The following is a 17735-nucleotide window of genomic DNA, read 5'->3' on the forward strand; positions in this document are numbered from 1 at the left end:
TATTTATGCAGCGAGAGATATATGAAGTCAAAAAAGAACGATTTAATATAGCAGACCGCCAAAAATATATTCTTCAGGGTGTCTGGCCAAAGGACTATAAAGCTGAAGTAAAACTGGAAAACACAGTATTGGAAGCAAAAATCAGCGGACAGGAGAGAGTCAGCGCCCTGGAAAGATTTCAGGATTTAGACTTTGAAAATGGTGAGCGTATTGAGATGGTGGTTCTGCTTCCGGAACAATTAAATAATTCTGGAAAACTGACCATCTATGCCATAAAGGGGGATATTAGGATTTTATGGTTTTCTGTTGATGCTGGAAAACTGGCAGAAAGGCAGGGAAAGCCTCAGTTTTATATTGAGGAAGTTACAACGGACAAAGAACTCCATAAATGCAAGATCAGAGGCTGGGCAGCAGGAATACAACAAGTTGATATTAAACTTGAAGATAAAGCAGGAAGAGAAATTTCATGCCATTTGGAAAGGCTGAATAGGGTAGATGTTCAGAACCAGTTTTCAGAGATGGATATTGGCGAGAATTCGGGATTTTATTTGGAAGTAGATTATGACAAGCAGAGTTCTTACCGGATTATTTTTCAAACAGGGACGGAAAGGGCAGTATTTCCAGTGCCGCTGCAGCGTTCAGAGATTATGCAGGAGAAGTTTAAACTTTATTGTAAGAAGTCTGTTCGTTACCTGAAAATACATGGGATTTCAGGGTTTTCGGCAAAAGTATTTTCAAAAGCAAAAAACCATAAAAATCGTCCTGTTGAATACGCAAAATGGCTTCCAAAGCATCTGCCTTCCCAGTCGGAACTTACACAGCAGAGAGAAGAAAAATTTGCTTGGGAACCTAAGTTTAGCATTGTGGTACCGCTATTTAAGACTCCTGAAAAATATCTCGAAAGCCTTATCCGGTCCATACAGGCACAGACTTATGGCAGGTGGGAGCTGTGCTTATCTGATGGAAGTGGAAAAAATTCAGAATTAGAGGGTTTTATAAAAAAAATTGCAGAGAATGATAAAAGGATTGTGTATATTTCTCATGAATCTTGTCTGCAGATCTCTGAAAATACGAATGCAGCTATAGAGGCAGCTTCCGGAGAATTTATTGTATTTGCAGATCATGATGACGAATTGACACCAAATGCACTCTACGAGTGTGCACGTAGCTTAAATGAGAAAAGGGATACCTTAATTCTGTATTCGGATGAAGACAAAATGACTATGGATGGAAATAAATTTTTTCAGCCCCATTTTAAGCCGGATTTCAATATTGATTTATTGTGCACCGTAAATTATATCTGTCACCTGTTTGTAGTCAAAAGGGATATTATTAATATGGTGGGGATGTTGAGAAGGGAATTTGACGGAGCACAGGATTATGATTTTATTTTCCGATGTACAGAACAGGCGGGAAGAGAGCATATTTGTCATATCCCAAAGATTTTATATCACTGGCGATGTCATGAGGATTCTACAGCAGAGAATCCGGAGAGTAAATTATATGCCTTTGAAGCCGGAAAAAGGGCAGTAGAGGCTCATTATGAACGGATTGGTGTAAAAGCACAGGTTCAGCAGGGAGAATTCTTGGGACTTTATAGATCTCGGTTCATCAGGGAGCGCGATCCATTGATTTCCGTAGTTATTCCAAATAAAGATCATATAGATGACTTAAAACGCTGCATTGATTCCATTGAGCAGAAAAGTACGTACAAAAATCTTGAATACATTATAGTTGAAAATAACAGTACAGAAAAAGAAACTTTTGCATATTACAAAAAGTTGGAAGAAACTAATCCGAGAGTAAAGGTAGTTTATTGGGATGGGATTTTCAATTATTCCGCAATAAATAATTTTGGTATCAGGGAAGCAAAAGGTGAATATCTTCTTCTGCTTAACAACGATACGGAAATTATAAATGCAGATTGTCTGGAAGAACTTCTGGGGTATTGTATGCGGGAAGATGTGGGGGCTGTTGGAGCCCGGCTTTATTATGAGGATGATACTATACAGCACGCAGGGGTTGTCATTGGATTCGGCGGAATTGCAGGCCATTGTTTTGTTCAGCAGAAACGCGGGGTTACCGGTTATTGCCACAGAATTATCTGTGCACAGGATTACAGCGCAGTTACTGCTGCGTGTATGATGGTAAAACGAAAAGCATATGACGATGCAGGCGGATTAAGTGAAAAGCTTCAGGTTGCGTTTAATGATATTGACTTTTGTCTGAAACTTCAGAGTGCCGGGTATCTTGTAGTTTATAATCCATATGCTGAATTATATCATTATGAGTCAAAATCAAGAGGGTTAGAGGATACACCTGAGAAAGTTGCAAGATTTAACAGAGAAATAAAAACCTTTGAAGAACGGTGGCCTGAAATATTAAGAGATGGAGATCCCTATTATAATCCTAATTTGACCTTGGACAGCCAGGATTTTTCATTGAGAAGGATTTAGCGTAAAACCGTTCCAAATATTATAGGCTTAAGGAACAAGAAAAAATAATGAATAAAAGAAAAGAAATAATAGTAGAGATTTTGTTTCTCATCGGTGTGTTTGCATTTTTACTTTGCTGGGCTGTAATACAGCCATTTAATGCATCACCGGATGAAGCCATGAAATATCAGATTGTGGAATATATTATGAAACATGGAACATTGCCACATGGGGGAAATCCGGAGATTCGTCATGAATTATGGGGGATTTCTTATGCGTTTAACCCTATCCTGCCATATATTATCGGAGCAGGGTTCGGGAAAGCTGCACTTTTATTTACCAGTGCAGAAATGGCACCGGTAATTGCCGCAAGAATGGTTAATGTTCTGTTTGGTACTGCAACGGCTGCGATGACTATGAAAACAGGCAAACAATTGTTTCTAAAAGAAAATGCAAGGGTATTTGTAGTGTTAGTATGTTTCCTTCCGGGGGCGGTTTTTATAAATTCCTATATAAATACGGATTCTATTGCCTTGTTTTCCACATCATGGATAATCTGGTGCTGGGTTAAAGCACTGAGAAATGGCTGGAGAAAAAGTCTCTGTGTAGAACTGGCACTGGCCTTGTCCGTGTGTGCACTTTCTTATTATAATGCATATGGATTTATACTCTGCAGTGTCTTTTTCTTTGCCGGGAGTATCTTGTTCTGTGAGGATAAGAGATGGAATTATAAAAAAATGTTTTCCCTGGGAGCTCTTATTATTGCTGTTGTGGCTGTGTGTGCAGGGTGGTGGTTTGTGCGTAATGCAATTTTATATCATGGAGATATATTAGGTATGCGTACTTCATCGGAATATGCCCAGTTGTATGCCCGGGAAGATTTAAAGCCATCTAACAGGATCACGCCTCAAAGTCAGGGAATGAGTGTTTGGGATATGTTATTCTGGATACCCGGAGAATGGAATTTCAACTGGCTGGTAACTGTGGCGGTCAGTTTTGTGGGAACTTTCGGCTTTCTGGATATTTTTATGCCCAAAGCCTGGTCAATAGTTTATTTTATTGTTTTTGCAGCAGGAATTGTCGGCGTATTTTTTCAGATCAGAAAACAGTTTTTTGTTACAGGACTGAAGAGAAATGTCAGACATGCAAAAGACGATACTGGAGATACCGTGTACATCACGATCAGAAAGAACAAAAGATGGGAGATGAAAAATTATTTTCATCTATGTTTGCTTGCAACTATGGTAATACCTTTTATTCTGCTGGTAAAATATGCATATTCCAGTGATTTCCAGGCACAGGGGAGATATTTGATGCCTATGCTGATTCCATTTATGTATTTTATTACCTTAGGGTACCATAATATAGTGGATAGAGTTATTAAAAGTCGAAAAGTAAAGGGTGTAATTTCCAATATTTTTTGTATAGGTTATATTTTGTCGGCAATTGGAGTGTATCTGTTTGTTTTTATGCCGAACTATATGTAACAGCAAAGCCGTACGCATATCCTTCTGCGTACGGCTTCTTTCATTTATTCTCTTCGGGACTCTCCTGTCGGTACAACTGACGGACTACAAATTGAGGAGACTTGTTCTGACTGATAAAGATTCTTCCAATATATTCTCCGAGTAATCCAAGCATAAGCATATTCAGACCGCTGACAATAAGCAGGGCACACATGAGGGAAGTCCAGCCAATGATTGGCTCCGGACAGATGAACTGGCGGACCACCATGATTATAGTCAGCAGAAACCCCAGAAATGCAAAAAAACCGCCAAAAAAGCTTGCGATCCTAAGTGGTTTCACAGAAAAAGAGGTAAAACCATTAAGCCAAAGCAGGATCAGTTTACCGAGTGTAAAGGTGGTTGTACCGACTTCACGTTTTTTATGGTCAATAAAAACATTAGTAATATGGTCCGTGGTGCGTAATATAAGCCCCCATATATAAGGAAAAGCGCTGTCATAACGCAGCATTTCATCTTTTACAAAAGAATTCATGATAAAATAACTGCATAAGGTGAGGTCTTTAGGCTTTTTTAAAAGCATTGTGGCCATTTTATCATTCAGCCGGCTTCCCCAGTTTTTAAAAGCACTGTGCTGCTTGGTATGATATTTTCCAAATACAGCATCATATCCTTCTTCTATTTTTGCGATCAGCTTATGGGCCTCAGCAGGAGGATTTTGGCAGTCATCATCCAGGGAAATGATATATTCTCCTGTGGCGTAGGTGTATCCGGCCATCAGAGCAGCATCCTGTCCAAAATTTTTGGCAAGATTTACAGCGATAACCTGTGGGAATTTATCTGCCAGACCTTTGATCACGGAAAATGTATTGTCCTTGGAACCGTCATTCACTAATATGATCTCGTATTGATAATCCTCTTTTGGAAATGCTTCAAAAATATCATCTACAACAAGAGAAATTGTTTTTTCGGAATAGTAGCATGGAATAACAAAAGAGAGCTTCTTATCCAGTTTCAAAATATAACCTCCTCGCATCTTAAACTCAATCTTCTTTAGTATAGCACATTCGAGGTTCCCTTTAAACAGAAAATGTGGTAGAATGTACGGGTATATAAGTAAAAGGACGGGTAAATCTGCCCAAAAGAATGGAATTAGCAGAGGTAAAAGTTATGTCTAAAGGAAAACTGGAGTGGGGAAGGATGCTGAAAAAGCTTTCCCCGTATACCATACAGAAGGGATACCGCTATTTAAAACATTATGGACCGAAGGAATTTTGGATCCGCCTGCATGAGCGGTTTGAACCGGAGGAAGTTCCATATGGTCCATGGTATGAAGCGTACCGCCCCACAAAAGAAGCTTTAGATAAACAGCGGAAGCGGTCATGGAAATATAGTCCAAAGATCAGTATTGTAGTACCGGCATATAAAACGCCTGAAAAATTTCTGCGGGAAATGTTGGACTCTCTGAGGGAGCAGACTTATGGCAATTGGGAGCTGTGTATAGCTAACGCCAGTCCGGAAGATGCATCCATGGAATTTACCCTGAAAGAATATGCTTCTTTGGACAGCAGGATTGTTTGGAAAAAACTGGACAAAAATCTGGGGATCGCAGAGAATACAAATGCCGCCTTCGTCATGGCAACCGGGGATTACATTGGGCTTCTGGACCATGACGATCTGCTTGCCCCTAATGCATTGTATGAAATTGCTTCAGCTTTGGAAAAGGAACGGGATATTGATGTGATTTATACGGATGAAGATAAGGTGAGGGCAGACCTGTCAGAGCATTTCCAGCCTCATTTGAAGCCGGATTTCAATCCGGATCTGCTTCGGGCAAATAATTATATCTGTCATCTGTTTGTAGTGAGACGTCGGATTATGGAGCAGACAGGCGGTTTCCGCAGCGAATTTGACGGTGCCCAGGATTATGATTTTATATTTCGGTGTGTTGAGTGCGCCGAAAAAATACATCATATTCCGGAAATCTTATATCACTGGCGGACCCATCAGGCTTCCACCGCGGATAATCCGGCCAGCAAAATGTATGCCTATGAAGCGGGAAAACGGGCTATTGAAGGGAATTTGAAGCGGAGTGGGCTTTGCGGAAAGGTCAGCCATACGAAAGATTATGGCTTTTATCGTGTGCAGTATCAGGTACAGGAGTCCCCTCTTGTTTCCATTATCATACCTAATAAAGATGAGAAAGAAGTTCTGAAAAAGTGTATGGATTCCATCTTTAAAAAATCAACATATCAAAATTTTGAGATTCTTATTGTGGAAAATAATAGTGAGACAGAGGAAATTTTTACTTATTATCGTGAGCTGAGCAGGCAGGACAAGATACGTCTGTTAAAATGGGATAAACCATTTAATTACTCTGCCATTAATAATTATGCGGCGAAAAAAGCTAAAGGCACATATCTTCTGTTTTTAAATAACGACATGGAAGTGATCTCGCCTGATTGGATAGAAGAAATGCTTGGACACTGTCAGAGACCCGATACCGGAATTGTGGGTGCAAAATTATATTATCCGGACAAAACCATCCAGCATGCAGGGACAATCATCGGGATTGGCGGAATTGCGGGACATATGTTTGTAAATATGCAGGGAGACCGGTCCGGATATCTCCACAAGGCTTCCCTTCAGCAGGATTTAAGTGCAGTTACGGCAGCCTGCATGATGGTGAAACGAGATGTGTTTTTTGAAGTTGGCGGATTTGAGGAGAAACTGACCGTTGCATTCAATGATGTGGATTTTTGTCTACGCGTACGGCAGAAGGGATATCTGGTCGTATATGATCCCTTTGCAGAGCTGTATCATTACGAATCAAAGAGCCGCGGAACAGAAGATAATAAGGAGAAAGTGCGCAGATTTCAAAGTGAAATTGAGTTTATGCGCTGTCGGTGGGAAACACTTTTAAAAGAAGGAGATCCCTACTACAATAAAAATCTTTCTCTTACCAAGTGGAATTATTCCCTGCGGCCAAATGAATAAAAATCTCAGGACACAGACTTATCCCAATGCTGTGTCGGAAAGGTTTCCGGAAAACATGTATGAAGTATCAGTAATCATCCCTAATTTTAATGGAAAAAAATATCTGAAAGACTGCCTGGATGCACTGCTTGCACAGGATTTTCCTTCTTTTGAGATCGTGGTGGTGGATAACGGGTCCAAAGATGGCAGCGTTCAATATCTCAGCCGGAATTACCCGCAGGTGAGGCTTATTGCACTGGAGGAAAATACGGGCTTCTGCGGGGCCGTCAATGTGGGAATCCACACCTCACAGGCAAAGTATATACTGCTTTTGAATAATGATACGATCGTCCAGAAGGATTTTATTCATGCTTTGGTTCGGGATATAAAAAGAAGTCCTGCTATTTTTTCATGTCAGGCGAAGATGCTGCAGATGCATGATAAAAGCAGGATAGATGATGCCGGAAATTATTACTGTGCTCTAGGGTGGGCGTTTGCTGACGGGAAGGGTAAGCCAGAGGAAAATTATAATAAAAGAAAGAAAATATTTGCCTCCTGTGCAGGGGCAGCTATCTATAGAAAAAGTATTTTAAACGAGATTGGATGCTTTGATGAGGAGCATTTTGCCTATCTGGAGGACCTGGATATTGGATATCGGGCCAGGCTATATGGATACGAAAACTGGTTTTGCCCAGCGGCTCGTGTATATCATGTGGGAAGCGGCACCAGCGGTTCCAGGTACAATCTTTTTAAAGTCAGATATTCTTCCAGGAATAATGTATATATGATATATAAAAACATGCCGCTTTGGCAGATTGTATTGAATTTTCCACTGTTTGCAGTAGGATTTGGGGTAAAGGCGGTGTTTTTTGCGTGTAAGGGGTTTGGCAGGGAGTATGCTGCGGGGATTAAAAATGGGATTGAGATTTCCAGGAAGAATAAAGATAAGAAGGTGACTTTCATACATGGAAAAGGAAAACGCTATTTAAAGATACAATTAGAATTATATAAGAATATTTTGAAAAAGTTGTAAATAGCGCGAAATATTTGAATTTGAGTGGGGAATCTGAGATGCTGCAAAAAGTAGAAAATATGCTGAAAGCACAATGGTATAAAAAACAAGAGCTGGATTTTCATATCTGGGTATTTTCATCTGTGGACAATTGTAATTTTAATTATAATTCTAAATATTTGTTCTTTTATGTCAGGGAACAGCTTCCGCAAATTAAGCCGGTATTTGTCATTAATAATACGAAAAAAAGGAAGCAACTGACAGAGGAATATGGCGATGGATATTTTGTTGATGGTCTGTGCAGTGATGGGATGAAGATGATATTACGCGCAGGTGTATGGTTTACTTCTGCCGGTCTGCCGGTATATGAGTGGAAGGGAAATCCGGAGCGCATAGTAGTAAATTTGTGGCATGGGATACCTTTGAAAAAAATAGTGCTGATGGAGGAAAAGCAAAGCTTTTTACGACGATTCTATTTTAAGCACTTATTTTCCAGCAAATACACGTATATTTTAACTACGAGTACACATCTTGTTCCTATAATGTCGAAAAGCTTTGCGGTTCCGGAGGAATGTATAAAAGTTTGGGGACAACCAAGAAACGACCTTTTGTGGGAAACGCCTGTAAAAGGAGAAGTCCTCCGAATCATGAAGATAGAAGAAGGGGCTTCTCTTATTTTGTATGCACCCACCTACAGAGAGTATGGAGATACTGTGTTGTTTCCTTTCCCGGATAATGATCAGAAAGAAATTGAGCGTTTTCTTCAGGAAAAAAACTGCCATATTTGTATACGTTCGCATTTAAAGGAACAGGGGAGGATTGAAAAATATACTGGTTCCCATATCCATTTCATGAATGAAGACGTGATTGATGATATTGCATTGTGGCTGAATTGTTTTGATGTCTTAATTACAGACTATTCAAGTATCTATCTGGATTATCTCCTATTGAATAAACCAATCATCTTCCTGCCTTATGATCAGAGAGAATATCTTCGGAAGAGAGGAATGAATTTTCCATATGATAAAGTCACTCCCGGTCCAAAACCGGAGAATCTGCAAGAATTTTTAAAATGTGTGGATAGAGCATTAGCTGGACAGGACGGATATGCGTCTATGAGAGAAAAATGCAATTCTTATTTTAACCAGATGAAAGAACCCTGCAGCAATAAAATATGTGAATATATATTGAGAGATATAAAAAACAAATTATAGTTTTTATCCGAGAGGAAAATGAAATGCAGATGTTGATCAAGGTATTAAAAAAGCTGAAAAGTGGCACGTGGTTTCCTTTTTATAACAGTTTTTATGAGCGCGTATCGCTGGACCCGAACATGATTTTCCTGGAGTCAAGAGGCGGTAAAGCATTGGAGGGAAATATTTTTTCTCTTTGCAGAGAATTGGAAAAGGGACAATATAAAAAATTTAAATTAGTTTTAGCTGCAGATAAGACCTCAAAAAAGACAATAATGCAGAAACTTGAAAACTATGATTTGCATATAAATAAAATAGTAGAGACAGGTGGTCTGCAGTATTATTTTTATTTATCAAAAGCAAGATATTTAATTAATGATACAAGTTTTCCGGGACGGTTTATTAAAAAAGAAAACCAGATTTATCTCAATGTTTGGCATGGAACACCTTTAAAAAGGATGGGAAGAGATAATGTTGATGAAGTGTACAGCATGGGAAATGTTATGCGCAATTTGCTGGCTGCGGATTATCTGTTATTTCCAAACGAATATATGGAAGAAAAAATGTCAGGGGCATACATGCTGGACAACCTTTATAATGGTGTAGTACTTCATGAAGGTTATCCCAGAAACAGTATATTTTTTTCACGTGAAAGCGGAGAGAGAATGAAAAAAGGGCTGGGTTATGAAGGGCAGCAGCTAATTATGTATATGCCCACATTTCGCGGTAAAGCAGATCAGATTGAAGTGGAAGGGTTCGGGACAAGGATACATCAACATTTGCACGAGCTTGACAGCAGACTTTCTGATGAACAGACGTTACTGATAAAAGTACATCCATTCATTCAAAACCAGATTGAAATCAGCCAGTATTCACATATTAAACCAATACCTGAGAATGTTGATTCATATGAAGTTTTAAATGCGTGTGATGTTCTGATTACGGACTATTCCAGTGTGATGTATGATTTCGCCATTACCAGAAGAAAAATCATACTCTTTGCTTATGATTACGAAGAGTATATCAGGGAAAGAGGGTTGTATGAGAATATTACAGATTATCCTTTTTCAATGGCAGAGACTGTAAATGATATTATACGCGAGCTGGAAAATGATTCCGGCAGTGTAAACAAAGAGTTTCTTATGAAATATGCCACTTATGAGAGCAGGGATGCCGCAGAGAAAATCTGCAGACAGATATTTTTAGAAGAGAATTGCTGTGCGCTTGTTAAGATGAATAAAAATAACAAAAAAAATATTCTATTTTATGCAGGTGATTTAAACCAAAATGGAATCACTACTGCGTTCTGCAGTATGATGAAATATTTGGATAAAAGCAGATACAATTATTATATTTCTTTTCGTATGCAATCCGTGAAAGCAGAACCTGAGCGGACAAAAAGAATACCTGAAAATATGGGGGTATTTCCTATTTCCAGTGAGATGAACATGGATTTATTGACAGGATTTGCACAGCTCTTTTATATAAAAGCAGGCTGCAAAGGTCGTTTGATAATGCAGAGGCTGCGCCGTGCTTATAAACGTGAGTGGAGAAAACATTTTGGTAATGTTCAGTTTGAACATGCGGTTCATTATAATGGTTATGAAGCATATATTACATCATTGATCGAACAAGCGCCGTGTAGGAACACAATTTGGGTTCATAATGATATGGAGCAGGAAATCGCATTAAAGAAAAACCAATCCCGTTATCTGCTGGAGGATGTGTATAAATCTTATGATAATGTTGTGGTCGTCAGCGAAGATATCCGGCAATCAACCATACGAATCAGCGGAAGAGAAAATAATATCCATGTAATTGAAAACTGTCATGATTATGAAAGCGTAATAAAACGCAGCAAAATGCCAGTTTCTTTTGATAAAAACACTCTGTCTACAAAGACTGAGGAAGAGTTGATAAAGATTCTCAACGGCAATTCCGTGAAATTTATAAATATTGGAAGATATTCACCTGAAAAGGGTCATGAACGCTTAATTAAAGCATTTGAACAATATTGGTTAAAACATAGAGAGTCTAATTTGATTATTATTGGCGGTACTGGTGATCTCTACAGCAAAACCTTGGAACTGGCGCGTGCGACTGCTGCATCTGAACATATTATATTGATCAGATCAATGAGCAACCCCATGCCTGTTTTAAAAAGATGTGATTTGTTCCTGCTTTCTTCCTATTATGAGGGGTTAGGTCTTGTATTACTGGAGGCTGATACCCTGGGAATTCCGGTTACGGCATGCGATGTACCGGGTCCCCGTGGTTTTTTGCGGCGGCATGGAGGGATTTTACTGGCAAATAGTCAGGAGGGGATTTTACAAGGGATGATAATGTTTAACCGGAAAAAACTCACTTCTATGAATGTGGATTATGAAAAGCGAAACCTGGAGAGTACCCGGAAATTTGAGGAGTTATTGACAGAATAAAGTAAATTGCATTCGATATAGAATTGTGGTATACTGCTGAAGATAGAAATTGGACGTAACAGAAAGAGAAGAGGTCATACTTTGAAAACGACAGACTTTTACAAAAGAATAATTGTTTTTATACTTACGGCGTTAGTTGTCGTTGCTCAGACATCTTTATTTGGAATTGTCTGGTATCAGTATTATCGCAATTTAATCTTTGAACCTTTTTGGAATAAGGGTAACTGGGCTTTAATAGCGCTTTATGCATTAATTCTGATTTTGTTTTCAAGTTTATATGGTGGTCTCAGAGTAGGATATCTTAAAAAGCTTGATATTATGTATTCTCTTACTCTGGCAACTATATGCACAAATGTGGTAGCATATTTACAGATTACCCTGATCAACCGTTGGTTTTTATCTCCAGGCCCACTTTTGATCATTACCCTGCTGGACATCATCATTATCATATTCTGGACACTGGGGTCCGGTTATATTTATTCAAAAATATATAAAGCTCGTAGAATGCTGGTCATTTATGGAGACAGAGCACCGGACGAATTGATCAGAAAAATGAACTCCAGAAAAGATAAATATGATATCAGCGGTAAAGTGCACATCAGTGCAGGTGAAAAAGAAATATATAAAATGATGCATGATTATGAAGCTGTTATTATATGGGATTTACCTTCTCAGCTTCGTAACAAATATCTAAAACATTGCTTTGCGCATTCTGTCCGCTGTTATGTAACCCCTAAAATATCCGATGTTATTTTACTTGGAACAGAGAGGATTCATTTGTTTGACACACCTCTGCTGGTGTCCAAAAATATGGGACTGACTGCTGGACAAGCCATAATAAAAAGAAGCATTGATATTATCGTTGCAGTCGTAGGTATTATCATTTCCTCGCCTGTCATGTTTATATGTGCAGCGGCTGTTAAATGCTATGACAGAGGTCCGGTATTTTATCGCCAGGAGCGTCTTACACTGCATGGCAGGGTTTTCCGTATATATAAGTTCAGAAGTATGTGTGTGGATTCGGAAAAGAATGGAGCCAGATTAGCTTCAAAAAACGATTCCAGAATCACTCCGGTTGGAAAAGTATTGAGAAATCTTCATTTTGATGAGCTTCCTCAATTGTTTAATGTTCTGAAAGGCGACATGTCAATTGTAGGCCCAAGACCTGAAAGAAAGGCTATTTTGAAAGAGTATCAGAGAGAGATACCGGAATTCTACTATAGACTGAAAGTAAAAGCAGGGTTGACCGGTTATGCACAGGTTTATGGTAAATATAATACAACGCCTTATGACAAATTGAAACTGGATTTGTTTTATATCGAGAATTATTCAGTTCTTCTGGATTTAAAGTTAATGCTGATGACTTTCAAAATTTTATTCCAGAAAGAAACTTCAGAAGGGGTTGAGGATACGCAGAAGAATGCTTTGCTGGACTCCAATGGAGAAGAAAAGGAAAAGAAAGAAGCATGACAGGGAAACCATTGGTATCGGTAATCATGCCGGCATATCAGGCTGAAAAATATATTAAAAAGGCTATAGAATCTGTTTGGATACAGGATGTGCCGCTGGAGTTAATTGTAGTTGACGATTGTTCGCGTGATAACACTAGGGACGTATTAAAAAGGTATATAATGCGTTCGGATTTTCATTATATCAAAAATAAAGATAATATGGGAGCTGCCGCATCAAGAAATAGAGGGGTAGAAGCTGCAAAAGGTGATTTTATTGCATATCTGGACTCGGATGATTGGTGGGAGCCGGGAAAGTTAAAGAAGCAGTTGGAAATGATGAAGCAGACAGGCAGTGTAATATGTTCTACGGGCAGAGAATTGATGAAACCAGACGGAAGCAGTACCGGCAAAAAAGTTGGAGTAGCTACTTCAGTTACTTATAAAGATCTGTTGAAGCATAATAGTATTAATTGTTCATCTGTATTAATAAGAAAAGATGTAGCTATGGAATTCCCTATGTGTTATGACAAAAGCCATGAAGATTATATAACTTGGCTAAAGGTATTGAAGAAATATGGCTGCTGTGCAGGGATTAACTATCCATATCTAAAATATCGCCTCAGTGAAGGCGGAAAATCCCGGAATAAATTTAAATCTGCTGGTATGACATTTCAAGTATATCGCTATATGGGATATGGGCGAATAAAAAGCTGTATTTTCTTCTTGTCATATGCTGTTCATGGTATTATCAAATACATGGGGATATGATTGGAACTTTAGGTACAGAGTTGAAAAAATGCGGTTTATGTGATATAATCGATAAGATTGTTTTATAGTTCAGTTGTGGCTGATATAAAAACTATGTTTAAGGAGATAAAAAAATGAAGCGAGTAATTACGTACGGTACATTTGATTTACTGCATTATGGACATATTAACTTATTACGCCGGGCAAAACAGCAGGGAGACTATTTGATTGTTGCATTATCTACAGATGAGTTTAACTGGAATGAAAAACAAAAAAAATGTTATTTTTCCTATGAAGAAAGAAAGCACTTGCTTGAAGCGATCCGCTACGTGGATTTGGTGATTCCGGAAGAAACTTGGGAGCAGAAGAAGACTGATGTAAAAGAATATCATGTGGATACATTCGTTATGGGGGATGACTGGGTTGGAAAATTTGATTTCCTGAAAGAGGAAGGCTGTGAGGTTGTCTATCTGCCTAGGACACCAGAAATATCTACAACACAGATCAAAAATGATTTGAATAAGCACTGACGGGTTGGACTATAAATTATGAAGAGATTTAGAGATGATTTAAAACGGTATTACAAATATGCAAAGTATTCGGCAAAGTCAGACCTGAAGGCAGAGGTTGCAAGTTCATATTTGAATTGGCTGTGGTGGATATTGGATCCATTACTGTTTATGCTGGTATATACATTTATTGCCATTGTAGTATTCAGAAGTGGAGTTCAGTATTTTCCTGTATTTGTATTTATTGGATTAACCCTATGGAATTTTTTTAACAAGACAGTTATCGGCAGCGTTAAAATTGTCCGCAATAACAGTGCTATAGTTACAAAGGTCTATATACCTAAATTTGTTTTGATACTCCAGAAAATGATGGTTAATGGGTTTAAAATGCTGGTATCGTTTGCACTGGTCATTGTTATGATGGTGATATATCAAATTCCGGTAACATGGAATATTCTATATATGATTCCAATTTTATTGGTTTTAGGTTTGCTGACTTTTGGGATATGCTGTTTTATGCTGCATTTTGGCGTATTTGTGGATGATCTTTATAATGTTATGAATGTTGTTTTGCGGCTTGTATTTTATATGTCGGGCATCTTTTATTCAATAGGGGATCGTGTTCCGGAGCCATTTAGAAGTATTCTTCTGAAATGCAATCCGGTTTCCATGCTTATGGAGTCTTCCAGGAGATGTATGATTTACTCCGGTGCACCGTATCGTAAGCTGATTTTAGTTTGGGGAGTGATTGGATTATTGTTATGCATTCTGGGTATTAAACTGATTTATAAATATGAAAACAGTTATGTAAAGGTGATGTAATATGGAACAGGAAATTGCATTAGACGTAAAAGATTTAAGAATCACATATAAATGTTTAAAGTCTTTTTCTATTAGGCAGAGCTTGCTGAAGTTTAAAAAGGCTAAGACAGAAGTATATGAGGCTGTACGCGGCGTTTCTTTTTCACTGCCTAAAGGGGAAATCCTGGGCATTGTAGGAAAAAACGGAAGTGGAAAATCCACTATGCTTAGGGCTATTGCAGGTATTTTTTCACCTGATTCAGGAATAATAGATTTGCATGGCAATAGTGTATCTCTGCTGTCTATTGGTGTTGGCTTTCAGAAGAAGTTAACCGGTCGTGAAAATATATTATTATCAGGTATGCTTCTGGGTTTTTCTGAGGAGCAGGTCCGCGGAAAGATGGATGAAATTGTTGAATTTGCAAACCTCGGAAAGTTTATAGATATGCCGGTTAAGACTTATTCCAGCGGTATGCATTCAAAACTTGCATTTTCAATTACGGCAATTTTAGAAGCGGATATTATATTAATTGATGAGGTCCTCAGTGTTGGAGATGCCAGATTTAAAAAGAAAAGTTATAATAAAATGAAAGAGCTTATTTCCAATAAAGACAGAACAGTGTTGATTGTTTCACACAGTGCACAGACGTTGAAGGAATTGTGTACAAGCATTTTATGGCTCCATGATGGAGAGATGAAAATGCTTGGTGATACAGACGAAGTATTGGCAGCATATGATGACTTTATGAGTAAATAGGTTAGTTCAATTATATAATAGAATAATTAGTTTTCTGATTGTATTATGGACAATTTAGGAAATAAACAGATGGGGGTCTCATGATATTATGAATCATGGGACCTTTTCAGATCCATCTGTCGTAAAAATAGTCCCTATCCTGTATCCTGAACATTGGATGGGTTTTAGGTAGATACTTTAGGCTTTGTGTATTCAATTATTGGAGAAGAGCTCCCATGATAACAATGGGACAGAAGAAGAGTTCCATTGTTCAATGGTATAAACATAGCCGGAGACAGCTGATATAAGTAAAAGAATCATAGGCTGTTATCTACATCATCTCGGAAACAGCAAAATAAAAACAGTAAACATATAAATCTGTAACAATAAAATCCGTCGGTCTATAAATAGATCACTAATTATGGTTTGCTGCGTACACATTATGCGGGGCCTCATAGGTTACTATTAATACATGTGTTAACGACACGTTCAGTGGCATGTCCATCATCCAGATAATTATATTTGTCACAAAATTTCTGATATAAAGTGGAATATTGCTTTTCGATAGCATCAATATTGTATACAGCTATTAATAGCTCTTCCTGCGTTTTTAGAATCGGTCCCGGCAGTTCGTTTAAATTAATATAGAAATCACGAACAGTATTTTGATATTCATCTAGATCATACATATAAAAAATAATAGGTTTGTGTAAATTTGCATAGTCAAAAAACACGCTTGAATAATCTGTAATTAAAATATCACTAATTATATAAAGTAAATTAACATCGTCCATTTGCGAGTAATCAAAAATTTTCCCTTGAAAAGATTTCAAATCAAGTTTTGATGAAATTAAATAATGTAACCGCAAGATTACAATATAATCATCACTAATCTGTTCTATAAAATTTAAAAAATTCTTTTCAATATCATATATGTTACCTATTCCTAAAATATATTGATTATCTCTCCAAGTAGGTGCATATAAAATCACTTTTTTATCTAATGGTATGCCTAATTTATTCTTTATTTCTATTGCTTTTTTTGGTTCATAGTTTAAAAGATAATCATTTCTAGGATAACCAGTCTCAATTAATATATATTCCTTATGAAGCTGATTTAAACCAAAGGAAGAAGTAAATACACTTGTACAAAATGCAGAAGGAGATATAAAATAATCATATCTTTTAGCATCATTTATATACATTTTATGACTTTTTTTCTGTGAAGTAAGTACATTTCCTTCTATTTTAAGATCAATACCTATTTTTTTAAAAGGCGTACCATGCCAGGTCTCAATTAAAATTTGATCTTGTTTTTTGGTCATATATGGAGGAATTCTCCAGTTTGTGATCCAATACTTTCCTTTAGCGAAATATTCAAAATATTTTTGTGATTTATATTCCACCAAAATAGTTCTGGAATCAGTGAAATCACTTTTTATTTCCTGTAACTTGTTTTTCCTAAATGCCCATACAAATGTAAAGTCTTTGAAGCGAGAATCATTTATAAGATAATTGTAAATTGCTTTGGGGCTGCATGCATAATGTTTGCCTATAAAAGATTCAAAAACTATTATCCTATTATCTGTAGCATTATTAAGGCAAATGAGTTTGTATTTATAATAAAAATAAACTTCAGCAATAGTATCATATATTTTTTTTAGCGTATGATTTTTGTTTTTTATATACCCTAAAGTGGTTTTGATATTATTTTTCATATTATATTTCCTTTATTATGCAAGTTATTTTATTTATAATAACATGTTATTATAAATAGTGCAATTTCTGGTTGGTAATAAAATTTTCAGGTGCGTGGATATTTTTTGTATTTCAATAATTATTGATAAGTTGTATTCATCTTTTGCGGAGTTTGAACGAACTTAATTGGATAATTAAACATGTAAGCTCAGCAGCCTGTTGTCTGGAAATGGTCTAATAGATGTAAGAACATCATCACAAGGTCATAACAACAAC

At 37.4% G+C, this 17735-nt stretch carries 13 protein-coding genes; 11 read left to right on the forward strand and 2 right to left on the reverse strand.

Annotated features, from left to right (window positions below; genetic code table 11):
* Window positions 1-5 precede the first annotated feature (5 nt).
* Together A4V09_RS02485 and A4V09_RS02490 are read left to right on the forward strand one after the other, a co-directional pair.
* Entirely contained in the window at window positions 6-2456 is a 2451-nt protein-coding gene (locus A4V09_RS02485; protein WP_065540948.1) for a glycosyltransferase family 2 protein, read from the forward strand.
* Between the two features lie 47 nt (window positions 2457-2503).
* The gene (locus A4V09_RS02490) at window positions 2504-3922 is read left to right on the forward strand and encodes an ArnT family glycosyltransferase (RefSeq protein WP_065540949.1); all 1419 of its coding nucleotides are present in this window, start codon (window positions 2504-2506) and stop codon (window positions 3920-3922) included.
* A 40-nt stretch (window positions 3923-3962) separates the two neighbouring features.
* Here A4V09_RS02490 and A4V09_RS02495 read toward each other — a convergent pair whose 3' ends face one another.
* Window positions 3963-4916 carry a glycosyltransferase family 2 protein gene (locus A4V09_RS02495; RefSeq protein WP_171286066.1) on the reverse strand — a complete coding sequence of 318 codons (954 nt, stop codon included), beginning with the start codon at window positions 4914-4916 and terminating at the stop codon, window positions 3963-3965.
* A 152-nt stretch (window positions 4917-5068) separates the two neighbouring features.
* Here A4V09_RS02495 and A4V09_RS02500 point away from each other — a divergent pair, with 152 nt between their 5' ends.
* From A4V09_RS02500 to A4V09_RS02540, 9 genes are all read left to right on the forward strand, one after another.
* Window positions 5069-6895: a glycosyltransferase family 2 protein gene (locus A4V09_RS02500; protein WP_171286065.1), complete on the forward strand. Its 1827-nt coding sequence runs from the start codon at window positions 5069-5071 to the stop codon at window positions 6893-6895.
* Entirely contained in the window at window positions 6888-7907 is a 1020-nt protein-coding gene (locus tag A4V09_RS02505) for a glycosyltransferase family 2 protein (RefSeq protein WP_331481671.1), read from the forward strand. The genes A4V09_RS02500 and A4V09_RS02505 overlap by 8 nt, the downstream gene beginning before the upstream one ends.
* 38 nt (window positions 7908-7945) lie before the next feature.
* Window positions 7946-9100, forward strand: coding sequence for a CDP-glycerol glycerophosphotransferase family protein (locus A4V09_RS02510; protein WP_089280591.1), 1155 nt, complete (start codon window positions 7946-7948; stop codon window positions 9098-9100).
* A gap of 29 nt (window positions 9101-9129) precedes the next feature.
* Window positions 9130-11517, forward strand: a complete 2388-nt coding sequence (locus tag A4V09_RS02515; RefSeq protein ID WP_242963932.1) for a glycosyltransferase — start codon at window positions 9130-9132, stop codon at window positions 11515-11517.
* A gap of 81 nt (window positions 11518-11598) precedes the next feature.
* The gene (locus A4V09_RS02520) at window positions 11599-12987 is read left to right on the forward strand and encodes an exopolysaccharide biosynthesis polyprenyl glycosylphosphotransferase (RefSeq protein ID WP_065540953.1); all 1389 of its coding nucleotides are present in this window, start codon (window positions 11599-11601) and stop codon (window positions 12985-12987) included.
* Complete coding sequence (locus A4V09_RS02525) at window positions 12984-13736, forward strand: glycosyltransferase family 2 protein (protein ID WP_065540954.1); 753 nt, start codon at window positions 12984-12986, stop codon at window positions 13734-13736. Before A4V09_RS02520 ends, A4V09_RS02525 begins: the two co-directional genes overlap by 4 nt.
* A gap of 113 nt (window positions 13737-13849) precedes the next feature.
* The gene (gene tagD / locus A4V09_RS02530) at window positions 13850-14245 is read left to right on the forward strand and encodes a glycerol-3-phosphate cytidylyltransferase (RefSeq protein ID WP_065540955.1); all 396 of its coding nucleotides are present in this window, start codon (window positions 13850-13852) and stop codon (window positions 14243-14245) included.
* An 18-nt stretch (window positions 14246-14263) separates the two neighbouring features.
* A complete protein-coding gene (locus A4V09_RS02535; protein WP_065540956.1) occupies window positions 14264-15046 on the forward strand; it encodes an ABC transporter permease in 783 nt (260 codons plus the stop codon).
* 1 nt (window position 15047) lies between these two features.
* Window positions 15048-15782 (forward strand): ABC transporter ATP-binding protein, encoded by a 735-nt coding sequence (locus A4V09_RS02540; RefSeq protein WP_065540957.1) that lies wholly within the window; start codon window positions 15048-15050, stop codon window positions 15780-15782.
* Between the two features lie 431 nt (window positions 15783-16213).
* Here A4V09_RS02540 and A4V09_RS02545 read toward each other — a convergent pair whose 3' ends face one another.
* Entirely contained in the window at window positions 16214-17479 is a 1266-nt protein-coding gene (locus A4V09_RS02545) for a CDP-glycerol glycerophosphotransferase family protein (protein ID WP_084043405.1), read from the reverse strand.
* Between the last annotated feature and the right edge of the window lie 256 nt (window positions 17480-17735).

The organism is Blautia pseudococcoides, from assembly GCF_001689125.2.
Classification (GTDB): Bacteria; Bacillota; Clostridia; order Lachnospirales; family Lachnospiraceae; genus Blautia; species Blautia pseudococcoides.

Bases quoted from the DNA above. Each gene is read 5' to 3' on its own strand.
- A4V09_RS02515 (WP_242963932.1), top strand. From the start codon at position 9,130: ATGTTGATCAAGGTATTAAAAAAGCTGAAAAGTGGCACGTGGTTTCCT.
- A4V09_RS02535 (WP_065540956.1), top strand. From the start codon at position 14,264: ATGAAGAGATTTAGAGATGATTTAAAACGGTATTACAAATATGCAAAG.
- A4V09_RS02500 (WP_171286065.1), top strand. From the start codon at position 5,069: ATGTCTAAAGGAAAACTGGAGTGGGGAAGGATGCTGAAAAAGCTTTCC.
- A4V09_RS02485 (WP_065540948.1), top strand. From the start codon at position 6: ATGCAGCGAGAGATATATGAAGTCAAAAAAGAACGATTTAATATAGCA.
- A4V09_RS02540 (WP_065540957.1), top strand. From the start codon at position 15,048: ATGGAACAGGAAATTGCATTAGACGTAAAAGATTTAAGAATCACATAT.
- A4V09_RS02545 (WP_084043405.1), bottom strand. From the start codon at position 17,479: ATGAAAAATAATATCAAAACCACTTTAGGGTATATAAAAAACAAAAAT.
- A4V09_RS02505 (WP_331481671.1), top strand. From the start codon at position 6,888: ATGAATAAAAATCTCAGGACACAGACTTATCCCAATGCTGTGTCGGAA.
- A4V09_RS02510 (WP_089280591.1), top strand. From the start codon at position 7,946: ATGCTGCAAAAAGTAGAAAATATGCTGAAAGCACAATGGTATAAAAAA.
- A4V09_RS02525 (WP_065540954.1), top strand. From the start codon at position 12,984: ATGACAGGGAAACCATTGGTATCGGTAATCATGCCGGCATATCAGGCT.
- tagD (WP_065540955.1), top strand. From the start codon at position 13,850: ATGAAGCGAGTAATTACGTACGGTACATTTGATTTACTGCATTATGGA.
- A4V09_RS02490 (WP_065540949.1), top strand. From the start codon at position 2,504: ATGAATAAAAGAAAAGAAATAATAGTAGAGATTTTGTTTCTCATCGGT.